This is a genomic window from Leisingera sp. CC-HEC093 (genome assembly GCF_059429195.1).
Genome location: NZ_JCAIJR010000001.1, coordinates 251,358 through 266,060 on the forward strand (window position 1 = coordinate 251,358; position 14,703 = coordinate 266,060).

The 14,703-nt window shown below is 63.5% G+C and carries 15 protein-coding genes; 12 read left to right on the forward strand and 3 right to left on the reverse strand.

Annotated features, from left to right (window positions below; genetic code table 11):
* Positions 1 to 212: 212 nt before the first annotated feature.
* From AC5STB_RS01275 to AC5STB_RS01305, 7 genes are read left to right on the forward strand one after another with little or no spacing between them, the layout of a single operon-like run.
* Positions 213 to 1,142 carry an SPOR domain-containing protein gene (locus AC5STB_RS01275; RefSeq protein ID WP_495441168.1) on the forward strand — a complete coding sequence of 310 codons (930 nt, stop codon included), beginning with the start codon at positions 213 to 215 and terminating at the stop codon, positions 1,140 to 1,142.
* 46 nt (positions 1,143 to 1,188) lie between these two features.
* Positions 1,189 to 2,340 carry a D-alanyl-D-alanine carboxypeptidase family protein gene (locus tag AC5STB_RS01280; RefSeq protein ID WP_495441169.1) on the forward strand — a complete coding sequence of 384 codons (1,152 nt, stop codon included), beginning with the start codon at positions 1,189 to 1,191 and terminating at the stop codon, positions 2,338 to 2,340.
* The gene (tmk, locus tag AC5STB_RS01285; protein ID WP_495441171.1) at positions 2,337 to 2,984 is read left to right on the forward strand and encodes a dTMP kinase; all 648 of its coding nucleotides are present in this window, start codon (positions 2,337 to 2,339) and stop codon (positions 2,982 to 2,984) included. Before AC5STB_RS01280 ends, tmk begins: the two co-directional genes overlap by 4 nt.
* On the forward strand, positions 2,981 to 4,099 hold the full coding sequence (locus AC5STB_RS01290) for a DNA polymerase III subunit delta' (RefSeq protein WP_495441172.1): 1,119 nt from the start codon (positions 2,981 to 2,983) through the stop codon (positions 4,097 to 4,099). Before tmk ends, AC5STB_RS01290 begins: the two co-directional genes overlap by 4 nt.
* A 35-nt stretch (positions 4,100 to 4,134) precedes the next feature.
* Complete coding sequence (locus tag AC5STB_RS01295) at positions 4,135 to 4,944, forward strand: TatD family hydrolase (protein ID WP_495441173.1); 810 nt, start codon at positions 4,135 to 4,137, stop codon at positions 4,942 to 4,944.
* Positions 4,944 to 5,741, forward strand: coding sequence for an MBL fold metallo-hydrolase (locus AC5STB_RS01300; RefSeq protein WP_495441175.1), 798 nt, complete (start codon positions 4,944 to 4,946; stop codon positions 5,739 to 5,741). The genes AC5STB_RS01295 and AC5STB_RS01300 overlap by 1 nt, the downstream gene beginning before the upstream one ends.
* 49 nt (positions 5,742 to 5,790) lie before the next feature.
* On the forward strand, positions 5,791 to 6,723 hold the full coding sequence (locus tag AC5STB_RS01305) for an AEC family transporter (protein ID WP_495441176.1): 933 nt from the start codon (positions 5,791 to 5,793) through the stop codon (positions 6,721 to 6,723).
* A 113-nt stretch (positions 6,724 to 6,836) separates the two neighbouring features.
* On the opposite strand, the gene AC5STB_RS01310 is transcribed toward AC5STB_RS01305, so the two are convergent.
* The 3 genes from AC5STB_RS01310 to AC5STB_RS01320 form a co-directional block, all read right to left on the reverse strand.
* The gene (locus AC5STB_RS01310; protein ID WP_495441177.1) at positions 6,837 to 7,571 is read right to left on the reverse strand and encodes an aspartate/glutamate racemase family protein; all 735 of its coding nucleotides are present in this window, start codon (positions 7,569 to 7,571) and stop codon (positions 6,837 to 6,839) included.
* Positions 7,572 to 7,580: 9 nt separating this feature from the next.
* The gene (locus AC5STB_RS01315) at positions 7,581 to 8,273 is read right to left on the reverse strand and encodes a GntR family transcriptional regulator (protein ID WP_495441178.1); all 693 of its coding nucleotides are present in this window, start codon (positions 8,271 to 8,273) and stop codon (positions 7,581 to 7,583) included.
* A gap of 95 nt (positions 8,274 to 8,368) precedes the next feature.
* Positions 8,369 to 9,271 carry a LysR family transcriptional regulator gene (locus AC5STB_RS01320; protein ID WP_495441179.1) on the reverse strand — a complete coding sequence of 301 codons (903 nt, stop codon included), beginning with the start codon at positions 9,269 to 9,271 and terminating at the stop codon, positions 8,369 to 8,371.
* Positions 9,272 to 9,372: 101 nt separating this feature from the next.
* On the opposite strand from AC5STB_RS01320, the gene AC5STB_RS01325 reads away from it, so the two are divergent.
* The 5 genes from AC5STB_RS01325 to AC5STB_RS01345 all read left to right on the forward strand — a co-directional run bounded on the left by AC5STB_RS01325 (position 9,373) and on the right by AC5STB_RS01345 (position 14,697).
* Positions 9,373 to 10,500, forward strand: a complete 1,128-nt coding sequence (locus AC5STB_RS01325) for an enolase C-terminal domain-like protein (RefSeq protein ID WP_495441180.1) — start codon at positions 9,373 to 9,375, stop codon at positions 10,498 to 10,500.
* Positions 10,497 to 11,750, forward strand: a complete 1,254-nt coding sequence (locus AC5STB_RS01330; protein ID WP_495441181.1) for an NAD(P)/FAD-dependent oxidoreductase — start codon at positions 10,497 to 10,499, stop codon at positions 11,748 to 11,750. The genes AC5STB_RS01325 and AC5STB_RS01330 overlap by 4 nt, the downstream gene beginning before the upstream one ends.
* Positions 11,751 to 11,799: 49 nt before the next feature.
* Positions 11,800 to 12,774, forward strand: coding sequence for a TRAP transporter substrate-binding protein (locus AC5STB_RS01335; RefSeq protein ID WP_495441182.1), 975 nt, complete (start codon positions 11,800 to 11,802; stop codon positions 12,772 to 12,774).
* A 72-nt stretch (positions 12,775 to 12,846) separates the two neighbouring features.
* Positions 12,847 to 13,380: a TRAP transporter small permease gene (locus AC5STB_RS01340; RefSeq protein WP_495441183.1), complete on the forward strand. Its 534-nt coding sequence runs from the start codon at positions 12,847 to 12,849 to the stop codon at positions 13,378 to 13,380.
* A 6-nt stretch (positions 13,381 to 13,386) separates the two neighbouring features.
* The gene (locus tag AC5STB_RS01345) at positions 13,387 to 14,697 is read left to right on the forward strand and encodes a TRAP transporter large permease (protein ID WP_495441184.1); all 1,311 of its coding nucleotides are present in this window, start codon (positions 13,387 to 13,389) and stop codon (positions 14,695 to 14,697) included.
* The last annotated feature ends 6 nt before the right edge of the window (positions 14,698 to 14,703 follow it).

Sequence of the window (14,703 nt, forward strand, 5' to 3'; positions counted from 1 at the left end):
CGGGCGAGGCAAGGGGAAATCCGTGCTGCAAGAGAAAAGCACAGGCCCATGCCGGGCGCGCGGATTTATGCCGCCGCTGCAGCTTTCCCCTGTGCCTTGGCCCGTCAGGGTTTTCATGGCCGGAAGCGCAGGCTATCATGCCGCCAAATCAAGAAGACCGGGTATTCCGGCGGGGGCGCAAAAGCGCCGCGGGCACAGGCAAGGATGAGAGCATGAAAGTTACCATGGCGAGAGCAACAACGGCCCCGCGGATCGCCGTGGCGGCCTTGGGCCTGCTGGTTTTGGCGGCTTGCGAAGATGGGCCGAAGCTGGGCTTTTTGTCACCAAAGGCCAAGGCGGAGGGAGAGGTCAAAGCCTCCAGCAGCACCAAGCTGGTTGAACGCGACGTCGAAGCACCGGATGTGTTCCAGGTGACCGAAGCGGGCCTGTGGGACGGACGCCCCTCGATCGGCGGCGTCTGGGTGGCGCACCCCGATACCAAGGATCCTGAGCGAGTGATCATCCGCAACAACGCCAACGGCCAATTCGTGATCGGCGCCCTGTTCCGGCGCGAGCGTGAAATTCCGGGACCGCGCCTGCAGGTCTCCTCCGACGCGGCTGCAGCCCTGGGCCTGCTGGCCGGTGCCCCGGTGGAGTTGAACGTGACCGCCCTGCGGCGCGAGGAAGTCGCGCCGGACCCGCAGCCGGATGCGGCCGCAGCCGGGGACGCTGCGCTGCCCGAGGGGGCAGAGGTCACCGAAACCGCGCTGGCGGGCGGTGAGATATCAGAAACCGCGCTGGACCCGATTGCCGGGGCCGCTGCCGCAATCGAGGCCTCCGCACCGTCAGCTCCGGGTGCCGCAGCAGCTGCCACCCCCGCCAAGGCGGAGCCTGCAGCAGCTCCCGCGCCCAAAAGGCAGAAATCCTCGCTGAGCAAACCCTATATCCAAATCGGGATATTCAGCGTGCAGGCCAATGCAGAGCGTGCGGCCAACGCGATGCGCAGTGCCGGCATGGTGCCGGAAGTGCGCGAGCACTCTACCGGCGGCAAGCCCTTTTGGCGGGTGCTGATCGGCCCGGCGCAGAACAAATCCGAACGCAGCCAGCTGCTGCAAAGCGTGAAGGACACCGGATTCGCGGATGCCTATGCAGTCTCAAACTGACCCCCGAACCGCGCGCCTGGCGCGTGCCCTGAAATCTACGCTGCGCATGGGCCTGGCTGCCGGGCTGGCAATCAGCCTGCCGGCGCTGTCTGCTGCCGCCTTTGATACCTCGGCGGAGGCGGCCTATGTGCTGGATGCAGGCACCGATACCGTGCTTCTGTCCAAGAACGCAGATGTGCCGCTGCCGCCGGCCTCAATGTCCAAGCTGATGACGCTGTATGTGGCCTTCGAGGCCCTGCGCGACGGGCGGCTGACGCTGGACGAAACCCTGCCGGTCAGCGAGCACGCCATGAGCTACAAGGGCTCGACCATGTTCCTGGACACGCTGGACCGGGTCCGGGTCGAGGATCTGTTGCGCGGCATCATCGTGCTGTCCGGCAACGATGCCTGCGTGGTGATCGCCGAGGCGCTGAGCCCGGATGGAACTGAGGCGGGGTTTGCCCGCTACATGACCAAACGCGGCCAGGAGCTGGGCATGACCGCCTCGACCTTTGCCAACTCCAACGGCTGGCCTGCCGCCGGGCACCGGATGTCGGTGCATGACCTCGCGATCCTGGCCGAACGGCTGATCGAGGATTTCCCGGAATACTACCCGCTGTTTGCCGAGACGCATTTTGAGTTCGACGGCCGCGCGCCGTCCAATACCCGAAACCGCAACCCGCTGCTGAAGCTGGGCATCGGCGCTGACGGGCTGAAAACCGGCCACACCGAGGAAGCGGGTTACGGCCTGGTCGGCTCTGCCAAGCAAGGCGACCGCCGGGTGATCTTCGTGGTCTCGGGGCTCGACAGCGAGCGCGGGCGCGCAGAGGAGGCAGAAGCCCTCGTTAACTGGTCGTTTCGCCAATTTGCCAAGAAAACCGTTGCCAAGGAAGGCATCCCCATCGCCGAAGCCGAGATTTGGCGGGGGGCCGAGCGATCGGTAGGGCTGGTGCCGGCCGAGGACCTGGAGATCCTGCTGCCGTCGCTGGCGGGCGGCACCATCGAGGGCGAAGTTGTCTATAGCGGTCCGATTGAAGCACCGGTCAAGCAAGGCCAGCGCCTGGCGGAACTGGTGCTGCAGCCGGAGGAACTGCCGGAGGTGCGGCTGCCGCTGGTGGCGGAAAGCGACGTGCCTGCGGGCGGCTTTGTGGTGCGTGTCAAAACCGCGGCGCAGGTGCTGATCAAGCAATTCCTGACCGGCCCCGAGGGGGCGCTGTGACAGCTGGCTTGGGGCGCGGCCTGTTCATCACCTTCGAAGGCATCGACGGGTCCGGCAAGTCCACCCAATGCCGCCTTCTGGCTGAGGCGCTGCGGGCGGCGGGCCGCGATGTGGTGCTGACGCGGGAGCCGGGCGGCTCCCCGGGCGCCGAGGAGATCCGCCGCCTGGTGCTGGAGGGTGATCCCGACCGCTGGTCGGCTGAAACTGAACTGCTGTTGTTCATGGCAGCGCGGCGCGACCATCTGGAACGCACCATCGAACCTGCCCTGGAGGCCGGCAAGGTGGTGATATGCGACCGCTTTGCCGACAGCACCCGGATGTATCAGGGACTGTCGCGGGGCGATTTGCGTGCCGCGGTGGACCAGATGCACCAGCTGATGATCGGGCGTGAGCCGGATCTGACCCTGCTTATTGATATGGATCCGGCCGAAGGGCTGGCCCGCGCCAAGGGGCGGCAGGGCAAGGAAGAACGGTTCGAGGATTTCGGTGTCGGGCTGCAGGAGAAGATGCGCGCGGGCTTTCTGGCGCTGGCGCAGGAGTTTGCAGACCGTTTCCGCGTGGTCGATGGCGCCCGCCCGGTGGAGGACGTCGCCGCCGATGTCCGTGAGCTGGCAGAAACGGCCCTGAAAGGAACCGGGGCATGAGCGCAGACGACGAGCTGCCCCGCGCCGACCAGGCCGAGGGCGCGCCGCACCCGCGCGAAACCTTGCGCCTGATTGGCCAGGACGCCGCGGAGCAGGATTTCCTGACCGCCTATAATTCCGACCGCCTGCACCACGGCTGGCTGCTGACCGGCCCGCAGGGCGTGGGCAAGGCAACACTGGCCTGGCGGATCGCGCGTTTTTTGCTGGCCACTCCGCCGCCGGAAGACGGCCTGTTCGGCGCCCCTCCCCCGCCGCAGACGCTGGACATCGGCCCGGAGCACCCGGTCTCCCACCGCATTCAGGCGCTGGCGGAACCGGGACTGGCGCCGATCACCCGCTCTTATGACGACAAGGGCAAGCTGCGCAGCCAGATCGTGGTGGACGACATCCGCAAGCTCAACCGCTTCTTTGGCCTGTCGGCCACCGATGGCGGGCGGCGGGTGGTGATCGTGGACGCTGCCGACGACATGAACGTGAGCGCGGCCAACGCGCTGCTGAAAATGCTGGAGGAGCCGCCCGCACGTACCACGATCCTGCTGATCTCGCACCAGCCCTCGCGCCTGCTGCCCACCATCCGCTCGCGCTGCCGCACCTTGCGGCTGGGGCCGCTGCCGGCACAGGACATGGAGGCGGCACTGGCGCAATCGGGTGTCGAGCTGCCCCAGAACATGGACAATCTCGCGGCCCTGGCAGGCGGGTCTGTCGGTGCGGCGCTGCGGCTGATCAGTCTGGGCGGGCTCAAGATCTATGCCGAACTGGTGCAGATCCTGGATTCGATGCCGCGGCTGGACCGCCAGCGGGCCATGGCCCTGGCCGAGGCCGCCGCACAGCGCGGTGCGGCAGACCGGTTCGAGCTGCTGTTGTCGCTGACGGAGATGGCGCTGGCCCGGCTCGCGCGCACAGGCGCCACCGGTGCGCCGCCAGCGCCGGAAGCGGCACCGCAGGAGGCAGCGATGCTGCAGCGCCTGTCGCCCGATCCGCGCAAGGCGCGTGCCTGGGCCGACCTTGCCGCAGAAGTGACAGCGCGTGCCCGCCACGGACAGGCGGTGAACCTTGACCCCGCGGCGCTTGTCCTAGATACGGTTTTCAAGATGCAGGAAACCGCGTCGCGCTAGGCATCCGGCGCGGCGCAAGCGGCACCAGAGGATACATGACCGAGACGCCCCCCCAGATTACGGACAGCCATTGCCACCTGGACTTTCCCGACTTCGAAGGCCGCCTGGATGAAGTGATCTCAAGCGCGGCGGAAGCTGGCGTGACCCGGATGGTGACGATCTGCACCAAGATGAAAAACGAGCCGGCTGTGCGCGCGATTGCCGAAGCCCACGCGCCGGTGTTCTACGCCGCAGGCACCCACCCGATGAGCGCCGCGGACGAGCCGATTGTCACCGTTGACGAACTGGTGGCGCTGGCCAAGCACCCGAAGTTTGTCGGCATCGGTGAGACAGGTCTTGATTACCACTACACCGCGGACAGCGCGAAGGTGCAGCAGGAAAGCCTGCGCATCCACATTGCAGCCGCCCGCGAAACCGGCCTGCCGCTGATCATCCACGCGCGCGCGGCGGACGACGATATGGCGCGCATCCTGGGTGAGGAGATGAAGAACGGTGCCTATTCCTGCGTGATGCACTGCTTCTCGTCCTCGGCTGAGCTGGCCAGTGCAGCCCTGGATCTGGGGTTTTATCTGTCGATGTCCGGCATTGCCGCCTTCCCCAAAAGCCAGGAGCTGCGCGATATCTTTGCCTCCGCCCCGGTGGAGCGCATTCTGGTCGAAACCGACGCCCCCTACCTCGCGCCGCCGCCCTACCGCGGCAAGCGTAACGAGCCTGCCTACACCGCCTTTACCGCCAAGGCGGGGGCTGAGGTGTTTGGCATGGACTACGCAGATTTCGCGGCGCAGACACAGGCCAATTTTGATCGGCTGTTCTGGAAGGCCGCGGCTTATGAGGCTGCCGCCTGATGGCTGAGCTGCGCTTTACCATCCTCGGCTCGGGCTCATCCGGCGGGGTGCCGCGGATTGGCGGCCATTGGGGCGATTGCGATCCCAAGAACCCCAAGAACCGCCGCGGCCGCTGCTCGATGCTGGTGGAGCGCGTTGATACGGGCGGCACGACCTCAGTTCTGATCGACACGCCGCCGGACATGCGCAACCAGTTGCTGGATGCCGAAGTCACGCGGCTGGACGCTGTGGTCTACACCCATTCCCATGCGGATCACCTGCACGGGATCGACGATTTGCGCATGGTTTATTTCAACATGCGCCAGCGCATTCCGGTTTACGCTGACGGCCCTACCCAGGACGCTCTCTTGAACCGCTTCGGCTATGCCTTTGCCCAGCCCGAAGGCTCCCCCTACCCGCCGATCCTGGACCTGAAGACCATTGGCGGGCCATTCACCATCGACGGCCCCGGCGGCGGTATCAGCTTCCGCCCTTTTGAGGTGAACCATGGCTCCATCGACGCGCTTGGTTTCCGTATCGGCGGTCTGGCCTATCTGCCGGATGTGAAGGAGATCCCGGACGCCGCCCTGCCAGAGCTGGAAGGGCTGGACATCTGGATTTTGGATGGTCTGCGCCGCACGCCGCATCCGACACACTTCAGCTACCAGGACGCGCTGCAGTGGTTCGAAAAGATGGCCCCCAAGCGCGGCGTCATCACCAACATGCACATCGACATGGATTACGCCACCATTGAGGGCGAGACACCGGAGCATATCACCCCGGCCTATGACGGGATGGTGATCCGGATGGAGATCTGAGGGGCGCGCATCAGCGCCCTTTTTCATTTGCGCGGTTTGAGGACGTAAGTTGTTTCAAAGCCTGATTGACGTCATCCTGCCTGTGTTCCTGGTTGTCGGCGCGGGCTATGCCGCCACCGCGCGGGGCGTGCTGAGCCAGGATCACATCGAAGGCGTGATGAAGTTCGCGCAGGGCTTTGCCATTCCCTGCCTGTTGTTCAAGGCGATGGCGGAACTGGACCTGTCCGCCAGTTTCGATCCCCGTTTGCTGGCGAGCTTTTACTCCGGCGCCTTCACCTGCTTTCTGATCGGCGTGTTCGGCGCCCGGATGCTGTTCAAGCGGGAGTGGGAGGACTGCATCGCCATCGGCTTTTGCTGCCTGTTTTCCAATTCGGTCCTGCTGGGGCTGCCGATCACCGAACGCGCGTTCGGGCCGGAGAATCTGACCGGAAACTATGCGATCATCGCCTTTCACTCGCCCTTCTGCTACGGGGTCGGCATCACCGCGATGGAATTTGTGCGCAACCGCGGGGCGGGCGGCATGAAAACCGCGGTCTCGGTACTGAACGCGATGTTCCGGAATGTGCTGATCCTGGGCATTGCCGCCGGGTTTGCGGTAAACCTCTCTGGGTTTTCGATTCCGCTGGTGGTGGATGAGGCGCTGTCGCTGATCATTCGCGCCGCCCTGCCCTGCGCTCTGTTTGCCCTTGGCGGCGTGCTGGTGAAGTACCGTCCCGAAGGCGATATGCGGGCAATCCTGTTTGTCTGCTTCACCTCGCTGATGATCCATCCGGCAATTGTCTGGACCATGGGGTCGGCGCTGGCGCTGCCGCAGGACCTGTTCCGCTCCGGCGTGCTGAACGCGGCGATGGCGACCGGGTTCAACGGCTATATCTTTGCCAATATGTATGGGCGGGCCAAGCGGGTGGCGGCATCTTCGGTGCTGATTGCCACCGGGGCAAGCATCCTGACGGTGTGGTTCTGGCTGCTGGTACTGAGCTGACGAAAAAGGTCAGCAATTCTGTCCGAATGTTTCGCGCGCGAAACATTCGGGCAATAAGACTGACCTTATCCTTCAGATTTCATTAGCAATTTTTCACCAAATGGTTACCGCCGTCAAAACCGGGGATCGTCCAGTTCCAGCGGAAATCCCTTGGGCAGCAGACCGGCCTGAAACCAGTTGATGAAGGAATGGATCGAGAACACCGGCAGGCCGGTGGCCTTCCTCACATCGCGGGCATAAGGCACCATATTTGTGCATTCCAGCACGATGGCACCAAGGTCCGGAATATCTGCAACCATCGCGCGGGCGGCGTCGATCATGTCCAGACGGCAGGCCTCAAAATCAATCGAAGGCGCGTCGCCGAGGATATCGCGGGTAAAGACGCGGAGGCCGTCGGTGCCGGCAATGGGCGTATCCGGCGCAACACCTGCGGCAACAAGGTGCGCAGGCGTCAGCGTCGCCTTGGAGATCGTCAGGATGCCGCAGCGCTTGCCCGCCGGCAGCAAAGACTGCACCATCGGCACCTGCATCAGCGAGGACGTCGCCACCGGCACGCCCAGCGCCTGTTTCACCTCGTCCTGGATCAGCGCCAGGAAACCGCAGTTGGTGGTGATGCCATCCGCCCCCATAGCGATCAGGTCGCGGCCGGCCTCGACAAACAGATCCACCAGTTCCATGGGGTTGCCGCAAACCACGTTTTCGGGGTTGGCACCGCGCACCACCTTGTAATGCACCGGGAAGTCCCAGGTCATCGCGTTGCCCATGTCGCCATGGATACGGGGAAAGCGTGTTTCCAGCATCAGGATGCCAACCGCCGCGCCAAAGACTGTTTTGCCGCCGTGTTCCATGGGCATCCCCTATTCGTCGGGCACGTAGAGCTGGGAAAAGGCGATGCGGACGGCTTCCGTCGCCTCCTCCCGGCGTTTTTCGATGTGGCTGCGCATGGCTGCTGTGGCCGCCTCGGTGTTGCGGGCGGCGATGCCCTCGACAATCCGGCGGTGGGCCGAGATGTCGCCCGGCGCCTTGCCCCCTGCCCGGTCGCGCATGCGTTTGAGGTCAATCAGCCGGATATAGCGGATACGGCCGTTGAGGTTGTTCAGGATGCGCTGCAGCTCGCTGTTGCCCGAAAGCTGCGCGAGGCGCGCATGGAAGCTTTCATCCATTGCCAGCAGTTCTTCCGGGTCGGTGGCGCTTTGATACTCCGGCTCCATCCGGTTCAGGTAATCCGCCAGCGCCGCGATGTCCTCGTCTGACGCACGCGTGCAGGCCAGCCGGGCGGCCTCGCATTCCACCGCCACCCGGGCCTCATACAGATCCATGATGTAGCTGGGCGTCAGCGGACGGCAGAAGAAGCCGCGGTTGTTCTGGAAGGTCAAAAACCCCTCAGCCACCAGCCGGTTCAGCGCCTCGCGCAGCGGTGTGCGGCTGGCGCCCAGCACCTCTGACAATGCGCTTTCGTTGATCCGCTGGTCCGGCTTGAAGGCAAAATCCGCCGCCATCCGGCGCAATGCCTCATAGACCCTATCCACATTGCTTTCGCGTTTGGCCATGTTCCCGCCATTTGTTCAATCCGCGGTGCAAGGTAAGGCGGCACCCGTCCCTTGGCAATATTGAATTCGAAACTGCATACAGTTTCAAGCGCGGATCAGGAACCGGTCTCCGTATAGGGCGCCAGCTCCTGCTTCAGAAGCGCCAGGAACTCCTGCCCGACTGCTGACAGCGGGCGCGACTTGGAGGTGATCACCGCCATATCCATCATGATCCGCGGCCGGAACGGGCGGGAAACAAACCGGCCTCCGCCTTCAAAATCCAGCACAAAGGGGTCCAGGATCGACACCCCCATCCCCTCCTGCACAAAGCTGAGGAGGTTCTTGAACAGATGCGAATGCACCCGCGTTTTCAGCGGGATGCCCGCCTGCTGGAACACCTCGCGGGTGCGGCGGTGGGTCATGTGGTCTGGCCCCATGACGATGAAGGGCACCCCCTCCAGCAGCTCGGGCGTCAGCACCTCGTGTTTTGCCAATGGGCTGTCCGCAGGCATCGCCAGCCTGGTTTCGACGCTAACCGGATGCGCCTCCAGCCCGTCGTGGATCAGCGGCATCTCGCAGATGCCTATCTCAAACAGGCCTGCGATGACCCATTCCTGGATTTTCAGCGAGTACTGCGCCTGAAAGGAAATGGACATATCCGGGCGGCTGCGGGCAAAGCGGGCGATCAGCGCGGGCATGAAACCAAAGGACAGGGAGTGCTGCGAGGCGACCTGCAGCTGGCCTGCCTGTTTGTTCTGCAGGTCGGTGACCGCCTGCGCCACGTGGTCCAGCCCGCGCACCACCGTGTCGACCTCCTGAAACAGCACACCTGCCTCCGGTGTCGGGATCAGGCGGCCCTTGCTGCGTTCGAACAGTTTCAGGCGGGTCTGGCGTTCCAGCTGATACAGCAGATTGGAGATCCCAGGCTGAGAGATCCCCAGTTGCTCTGCCGCTCCGGTAACGGTGCCGGTTTCGACAATGGCGTGAAAGGCCTGCAACTGGCGGAAGCGGAGGGACATGTCAGAACATCACTTTTTATGATACCTTATCCATTTCTTTGTATTGGTAATGATGTGCTAGTCAAGGCAGGCTTCCCCTCGCAGCTGGGAGGAAGATCGACGTGCTGGAACAAAAGATTGCCGGGATGGACCTGTGGCATCTCGCGCTGCCCGTTTTGTCGCGCCGCGACCACGGGATCGGATCTGTTGAAGGCGCCTGCGAGGTGGTGATTGTCCGGCTGCGCAGCGAAGGCGGCACCGAGGGGTATGGCGAAGCCTCGACCTGGTCAGTGTTCACCGGCACCCCGGAGGCGAGCCTGGCCGCGCTTGACCGCTATATCCGCCCGTTGGTGGAGGGCCGCCGGGTGGCGGACAGAGCGGCGATCATGGAGGACGCGGCCAAGGCCGTCGCCCATTGCACCGAGGCCAAGGCGGCGCTGGAAACCGCCCTGCTGGATCTGACGGGCCGGATTGCCGGCGTGCCGGTTTGGGCGCTGCTGGGCGGCAAGTGCCGCGATACCATCCCGCTTAGCTGTTCGATTGCCGATCCGGATTTTGAGAAGGATATCGGCCTGCTGCACCGGCTGCGCGACGACAAGGTCGGGCTGATAAAGCTGAAGACCGGTTTCAAGGATCACGCCTTTGACATCATGCGGCTGGAACGGATTGCCAAGGACTTCCCCGAATTCCGGGTGCGGGTGGATTACAACCAGGGCCTCAGCATCGAGGATGCGCCTGCGCAGGTGCGCGATGTGGCTGCGTTCAAACCGGATTTCATCGAGCAGCCGGTGCGGTTCCATCACTTTGGCATGATGGCAAAGCTGCGCCAGATGATTGATGTGCCGCTTTTGGCGGACGAAAGCGTCTTTGGCCCGGAGGACATGGTGCGGGCCGCGCGGGAGGGGATCTGCGACGGTGTTTCGGTCAAGATCATGAAATCCGGCGGTCTCAGCCGCGGCCAGACAGTGGCGCGGATTGCTGCGGCCAACGGGCTGTCGGCCTACGGCGGCGACATGTTCGAGGCCGGGGTGGCGCATCTGGCGGGCACCCACATGATTGCGGCAACACCCGAGATCCGGCTGGGCTGCGAGTTCTATCAGGCAGGCTATTTCCTGAAGGAGGACATTTTGGAGACGCCTTTTCAGGTCAAAGACGGCCAGGTTGTGGTGCCGGGTGGACCCGGGCTGGGCCTCAAGCCAGAAATAGAGAAGCTGGATCACTACGCAGTCGCCAAGAGGATCGCGGCATGACGGCGGAAAAGAAAACCGTTGCCATCATTGGCGCCGGCATTGTCGGCGTCTCGGCAGCGATCGAACTGCAGCGCGACGGGCATCAGGTGATCCTGATCGACGGCAAAGGGCCGGGCGAAGGCACCAGCCACGGCAACGGCGGCATTCTGGCCTCCTGCTCTATCGTGCCCGTCACCGGACCTGGGCTGTGGAAGAAGGCGCCGAAGATGCTGCTGGACCCGGAGCAGCCGCTGTTCATGCGCTGGGGGTACCTGCCCAAGCTGGCACCCTGGCTGATGAAATACATGAGTCACGCCAATTCAGAGGATACCGCCCGCATTGCCGCCGCCCTGGCGCCCATCGTGGGGGATTCGCTGGCCGATCATCAGGCGCTGGCGGCCGGGACAGGGGCGGAACGGCACCTAAAGCCCTCGGACTATCTGTTCCTTTACAATGACCGCGCGCATTTCGGCGAGGATGCATTCGGCTGGGGCCTGCGCCGCAAGCACGGCTTCCGCTGGGAGGAGCTGGAGGGCGCCGGTCTCCGCGCCTATGACGATATCTACGCTCAGGAACTCGGCTTTGCCGCCCGGCTGAGAGACCACGGGATCATCACCGACCCCGGCCAGTATGTGAAGGATCTGGCAGCCCATGTGACTGCAAATGGCGGCCGGCTGATCCAGGACTTTGCGGAGGATGTGGCGCGCGAGAACGGCAGGGTGACTGGCGTGCGCGCAGGCGGCGAGACCATTCCTTGCGATGCGGTTATCGTGGCCACCGGGGTCTGGTCCAAGCCGCTGGCAGAGAAACTGGGAATTTCCGTACCACTGGAAGCAGAACGCGGCTATCATCTTGAATTATGGGAGCCTTCGGCGATGCCAAAGGCGCCTGTCATGGTGGCAGCGGCCAAATGCGTGGTGACCCCGATGGAGGGACGGATCCGGATTGCAGGCATTGTGGAATTCGGCGGGCTGGAGGCCGGGCCGTCAAAGGGGCCGCTTGAGTTGCTGCGCAAAAATGCCCGCCGCATCCTGCCCGGTGTCACCTGGAAACGGGAAGTGGAATGGCAGGGCGCCCGGCCGGCACCGGCGGACTCAATCCCGGTGATTGGCGAAGTGCCGGGCCTCAGCGGCGCCTATGCGGGCTTTGGCCACCATCACATCGGCCTCACCGGCGGGCCGAAGACAGGGCGCCTGCTGGCGCAGATGATTTCGGGCCGCACCCCGAATATGGACATGAGCGCCTATGACCCGGCGCGCTATGCGATTTGAATCCAACCAGCGCCTCTGAAGGGGCCGTAACTAAATCAGGGAGAAAACAATGAAGAAACTGACCAGACTGCTGGCCGCCACCGCGCTGACTGCGGCTGCCGCCCTGCCCGCTGCGGCAGAAACCTGGGACATGCCGATGGCCTATTCGGCGTCCAATTTCCACTCCGCCACCGGCGCGGAGTTTGCCGAATGCGTGACCACCGGCACCGGCGGCGAGATCGAGGTCAAGACGCATCCGTCGGGATCGCTGTTCAAGGGCGCCGACATCAAACGCGCAGTGCAGACCGGCCAGGCGCCGATCGGCGAGCGGCTGCTGTCCGGCCACCAGAACGAAAACGCGTTGTTCGGCTTTGACTCGATCCCGTTTCTGGCGACCTCCTTTGACGACAGCGACAAGCTGTGGAAGGCGGCCAAGCCCGCGATCGAAAAGCTGCTGGCAGAGCAGAACCTCACCCTGCTTTATGCCGTGCCGTGGCCGCCCCAGGGTCTGTATTTCAAGAACGAGGTGACCTCTGTTGCCGACATGAAGGGCATCAAGTTCCGCTCCTACAACAATGCCACGTCGCGGCTGGCGGAGCTGACCGGCATGCTGCCGGTGACCATCGAAGCGGCCGAGATCAGCCAGGCCTTTGCCACCGGCGTGGCAGAGTCGATGGTGTCTTCCGGCTCCACCGGCTATGACCGCAAAGTCTGGGAAAGCCTGAACTATTTCTATGAAGTGGATGCCTGGCTGCCGCGCAACTATGTGTTCGTGAACTCCGATATCTGGAACGGCACCGCTGAGGCCAACCAGAACGTGATCAAGGGCTGCGCCAAACTGGCCGAATACGCGGGCAACTGGCGCGCCAAGGAATACACTGGCTTTACCCTGCAGGGGCTGCGCGACGGCGGCATGACCGTGGGTCCGGCGTCCGACCAGATGGTGGGCGAGCTGAAGGAAATCGGTGTCACCATGACCAATGAATGGCTGGAAGCGGCCGGAGACGAGGGCAAAGCCATCGTCGACGCGTTCCAGGCCGAATAACCACTCCGCATGATACGGGCGGCTCTGAAGTGCCGCCCGTTTTCTTATAAAGAAAAAGCAGATGGGGTTGCTATGACTGTGCTCAGGGGGCTGCGCTCCGGTCTCGATTTTTTGTACCTGGCGGCGGGGGTGCTGGCCGCCCTCTGCCTGATCGCCATCCTGGGGCTGATCGTTGTCCAGATGCTGGCCCGCTGGACCGGTGAGGTCTTTCCCGGCGCGCCGGATTACGCCGGTTACGCGATGGCGGCGGCGTCGTTTCTGGCCTTTGCCAATGCGCTGAACCGCGGCAGCCATATCCGGGTGTCGATCCTGCTCAATGCGGTGCCTGAAAAATTCCGCCGGGTGCTGGAGGTCTGGTGCTTTGGCATCGGCACCGCGGTGATGTGGTACTTCTGCTTTTACGCCTATCGCTTTGTCTACTGGAGCTGGAAGTTCAACGACGTAAGCCAGGGCCAGGACCGCACGCCGCTGTGGATACCGCAAAGCGCCATGCTGATCGGCGCGGTCATCCTGGCCATCGCCCTCACCGACCACCTGATCCACGTGATATTCCGCGGCGACCACCGCATCACCCGGGATCTCGAAGATCAGAGCCACGCGGAGTAAGAGCACATGGAAAATATCTCAGTCATCATTCTGTTTCTCTTCGTGCTGTTCACCCTTCTGGGTACCGGCGTCTGGGTCGGGCTGGCGCTGATGGGCGTGGCCTGGGTCGGCATGGAGCTGTTCACCACAAGACCAGTGGGCGACGTGATGCTGACCACCATCTGGTCGGCGTCCTCCAGCTGGACGCTGACGGCGCTGCCCATGTTCATCTGGATGGGCGAGATCCTGTACCGGACCCGATTATCCGAGGACATGTTCAAGGGTCTCAGCCCCTGGATGGCGCCCCTGCCCGGCGGGCTGGTGCACACCAACATCGTCGGCTGCACCGTCTTTGCCGCGGTCTCCGGCTCTTCCGCCGCGACGCTGACCACGGTGGGCAAGATGTCGATCCCGGAGCTGCGCAAGCGCAACTATCCTGAAAAGATGATTATCGGCACCCTTACTGGTGCGGCCACGCTGGGCCTGATGATCCCGCCGTCGCTGACGCTGATCGTCTATGGCGTTACCATCAATGAATCGATCACCAAGCTGTTCTTTGCCGGCATCCTGCCCGGCCTGGTGCTGGCGGCGATGTTCATGGGTTATGTGGCGATTTACTCCAAGGTCGGCAAGGACTGGCAGCCCAACCAGGAAGCAAAGCTGTCCTTTGCGCAAAAGGTGAAAAACTCCCGCTTTCTGGCCCCGGTGATTGCACTGATCGTGGTGGTGATCGGCTCGATGTACCTGGGCTTTGCCACCGCGACCGAAGCGGCCGCATTTGGTGTCATCGGCTCCTTGCTGCTGGCGCTGGGACAGGGTTCGCTGAACTGGAAGACCTTCACCGAGAGCCTGATGGGCGCCACCCGCACCAGCGCGATGATTGCGCTGATCCTGGCAGGCGCCGCCTTCCTGTCGCTGTCGATGGGCTTTACCGGCCTGCCGCGGGGCCTAGCAGACCTGATTGCTGGCTGGGAGCTGTCGCGCCTGGAACTCTTGATGGTGCTGTTGGTGTTCTACATCGTGCTGGGCTGTTTTCTGGACGGCATTTCCTCTGTGGTGCTGACCATGGCGGTGGTGGAACCGATGATCCGGCAGGCGGGCATCGATCTGATCTGGTTCGGAATCTTCATCGTCGTGGTGGTTGAAATGGCGCAGATCACCCCGCCGATCGGCTTCAACCTGTTTGTGATGCAGGGCATGACCAACCACGAGATGAGCTATATCGCCCGTGCCGCGATCCCGATGTTCCTGATCATGGTGCTGATGGTTTTCGTACTGATCGCCTTCCCGGAGCTGGCGACCTATCTGCCCAACAACCTCAGGCCGGGACCCGTCTAGCCACAT

Bases quoted from the DNA above. Each gene is read 5' to 3' on its own strand.
- AC5STB_RS01275 (WP_495441168.1), top strand. From the start codon at position 213: ATGAAAGTTACCATGGCGAGAGCAACAACGGCCCCGCGGATCGCCGTG.
- AC5STB_RS01280 (WP_495441169.1), top strand. From the start codon at position 1,189: ATGGGCCTGGCTGCCGGGCTGGCAATCAGCCTGCCGGCGCTGTCTGCT.
- AC5STB_RS01290 (WP_495441172.1), top strand. From the start codon at position 2,981: ATGAGCGCAGACGACGAGCTGCCCCGCGCCGACCAGGCCGAGGGCGCG.
- AC5STB_RS01295 (WP_495441173.1), top strand. From the start codon at position 4,135: ATGACCGAGACGCCCCCCCAGATTACGGACAGCCATTGCCACCTGGAC.
- AC5STB_RS01300 (WP_495441175.1), top strand. From the start codon at position 4,944: ATGGCTGAGCTGCGCTTTACCATCCTCGGCTCGGGCTCATCCGGCGGG.
- AC5STB_RS01310 (WP_495441177.1), bottom strand. From the start codon at position 7,571: ATGGAACACGGCGGCAAAACAGTCTTTGGCGCGGCGGTTGGCATCCTG.
- AC5STB_RS01315 (WP_495441178.1), bottom strand. From the start codon at position 8,273: ATGGCCAAACGCGAAAGCAATGTGGATAGGGTCTATGAGGCATTGCGC.
- AC5STB_RS01320 (WP_495441179.1), bottom strand. From the start codon at position 9,271: ATGTCCCTCCGCTTCCGCCAGTTGCAGGCCTTTCACGCCATTGTCGAA.
- AC5STB_RS01330 (WP_495441181.1), top strand. From the start codon at position 10,497: ATGACGGCGGAAAAGAAAACCGTTGCCATCATTGGCGCCGGCATTGTC.
- AC5STB_RS01335 (WP_495441182.1), top strand. From the start codon at position 11,800: ATGAAGAAACTGACCAGACTGCTGGCCGCCACCGCGCTGACTGCGGCT.
- AC5STB_RS01340 (WP_495441183.1), top strand. From the start codon at position 12,847: ATGACTGTGCTCAGGGGGCTGCGCTCCGGTCTCGATTTTTTGTACCTG.
- AC5STB_RS01345 (WP_495441184.1), top strand. From the start codon at position 13,387: ATGGAAAATATCTCAGTCATCATTCTGTTTCTCTTCGTGCTGTTCACC.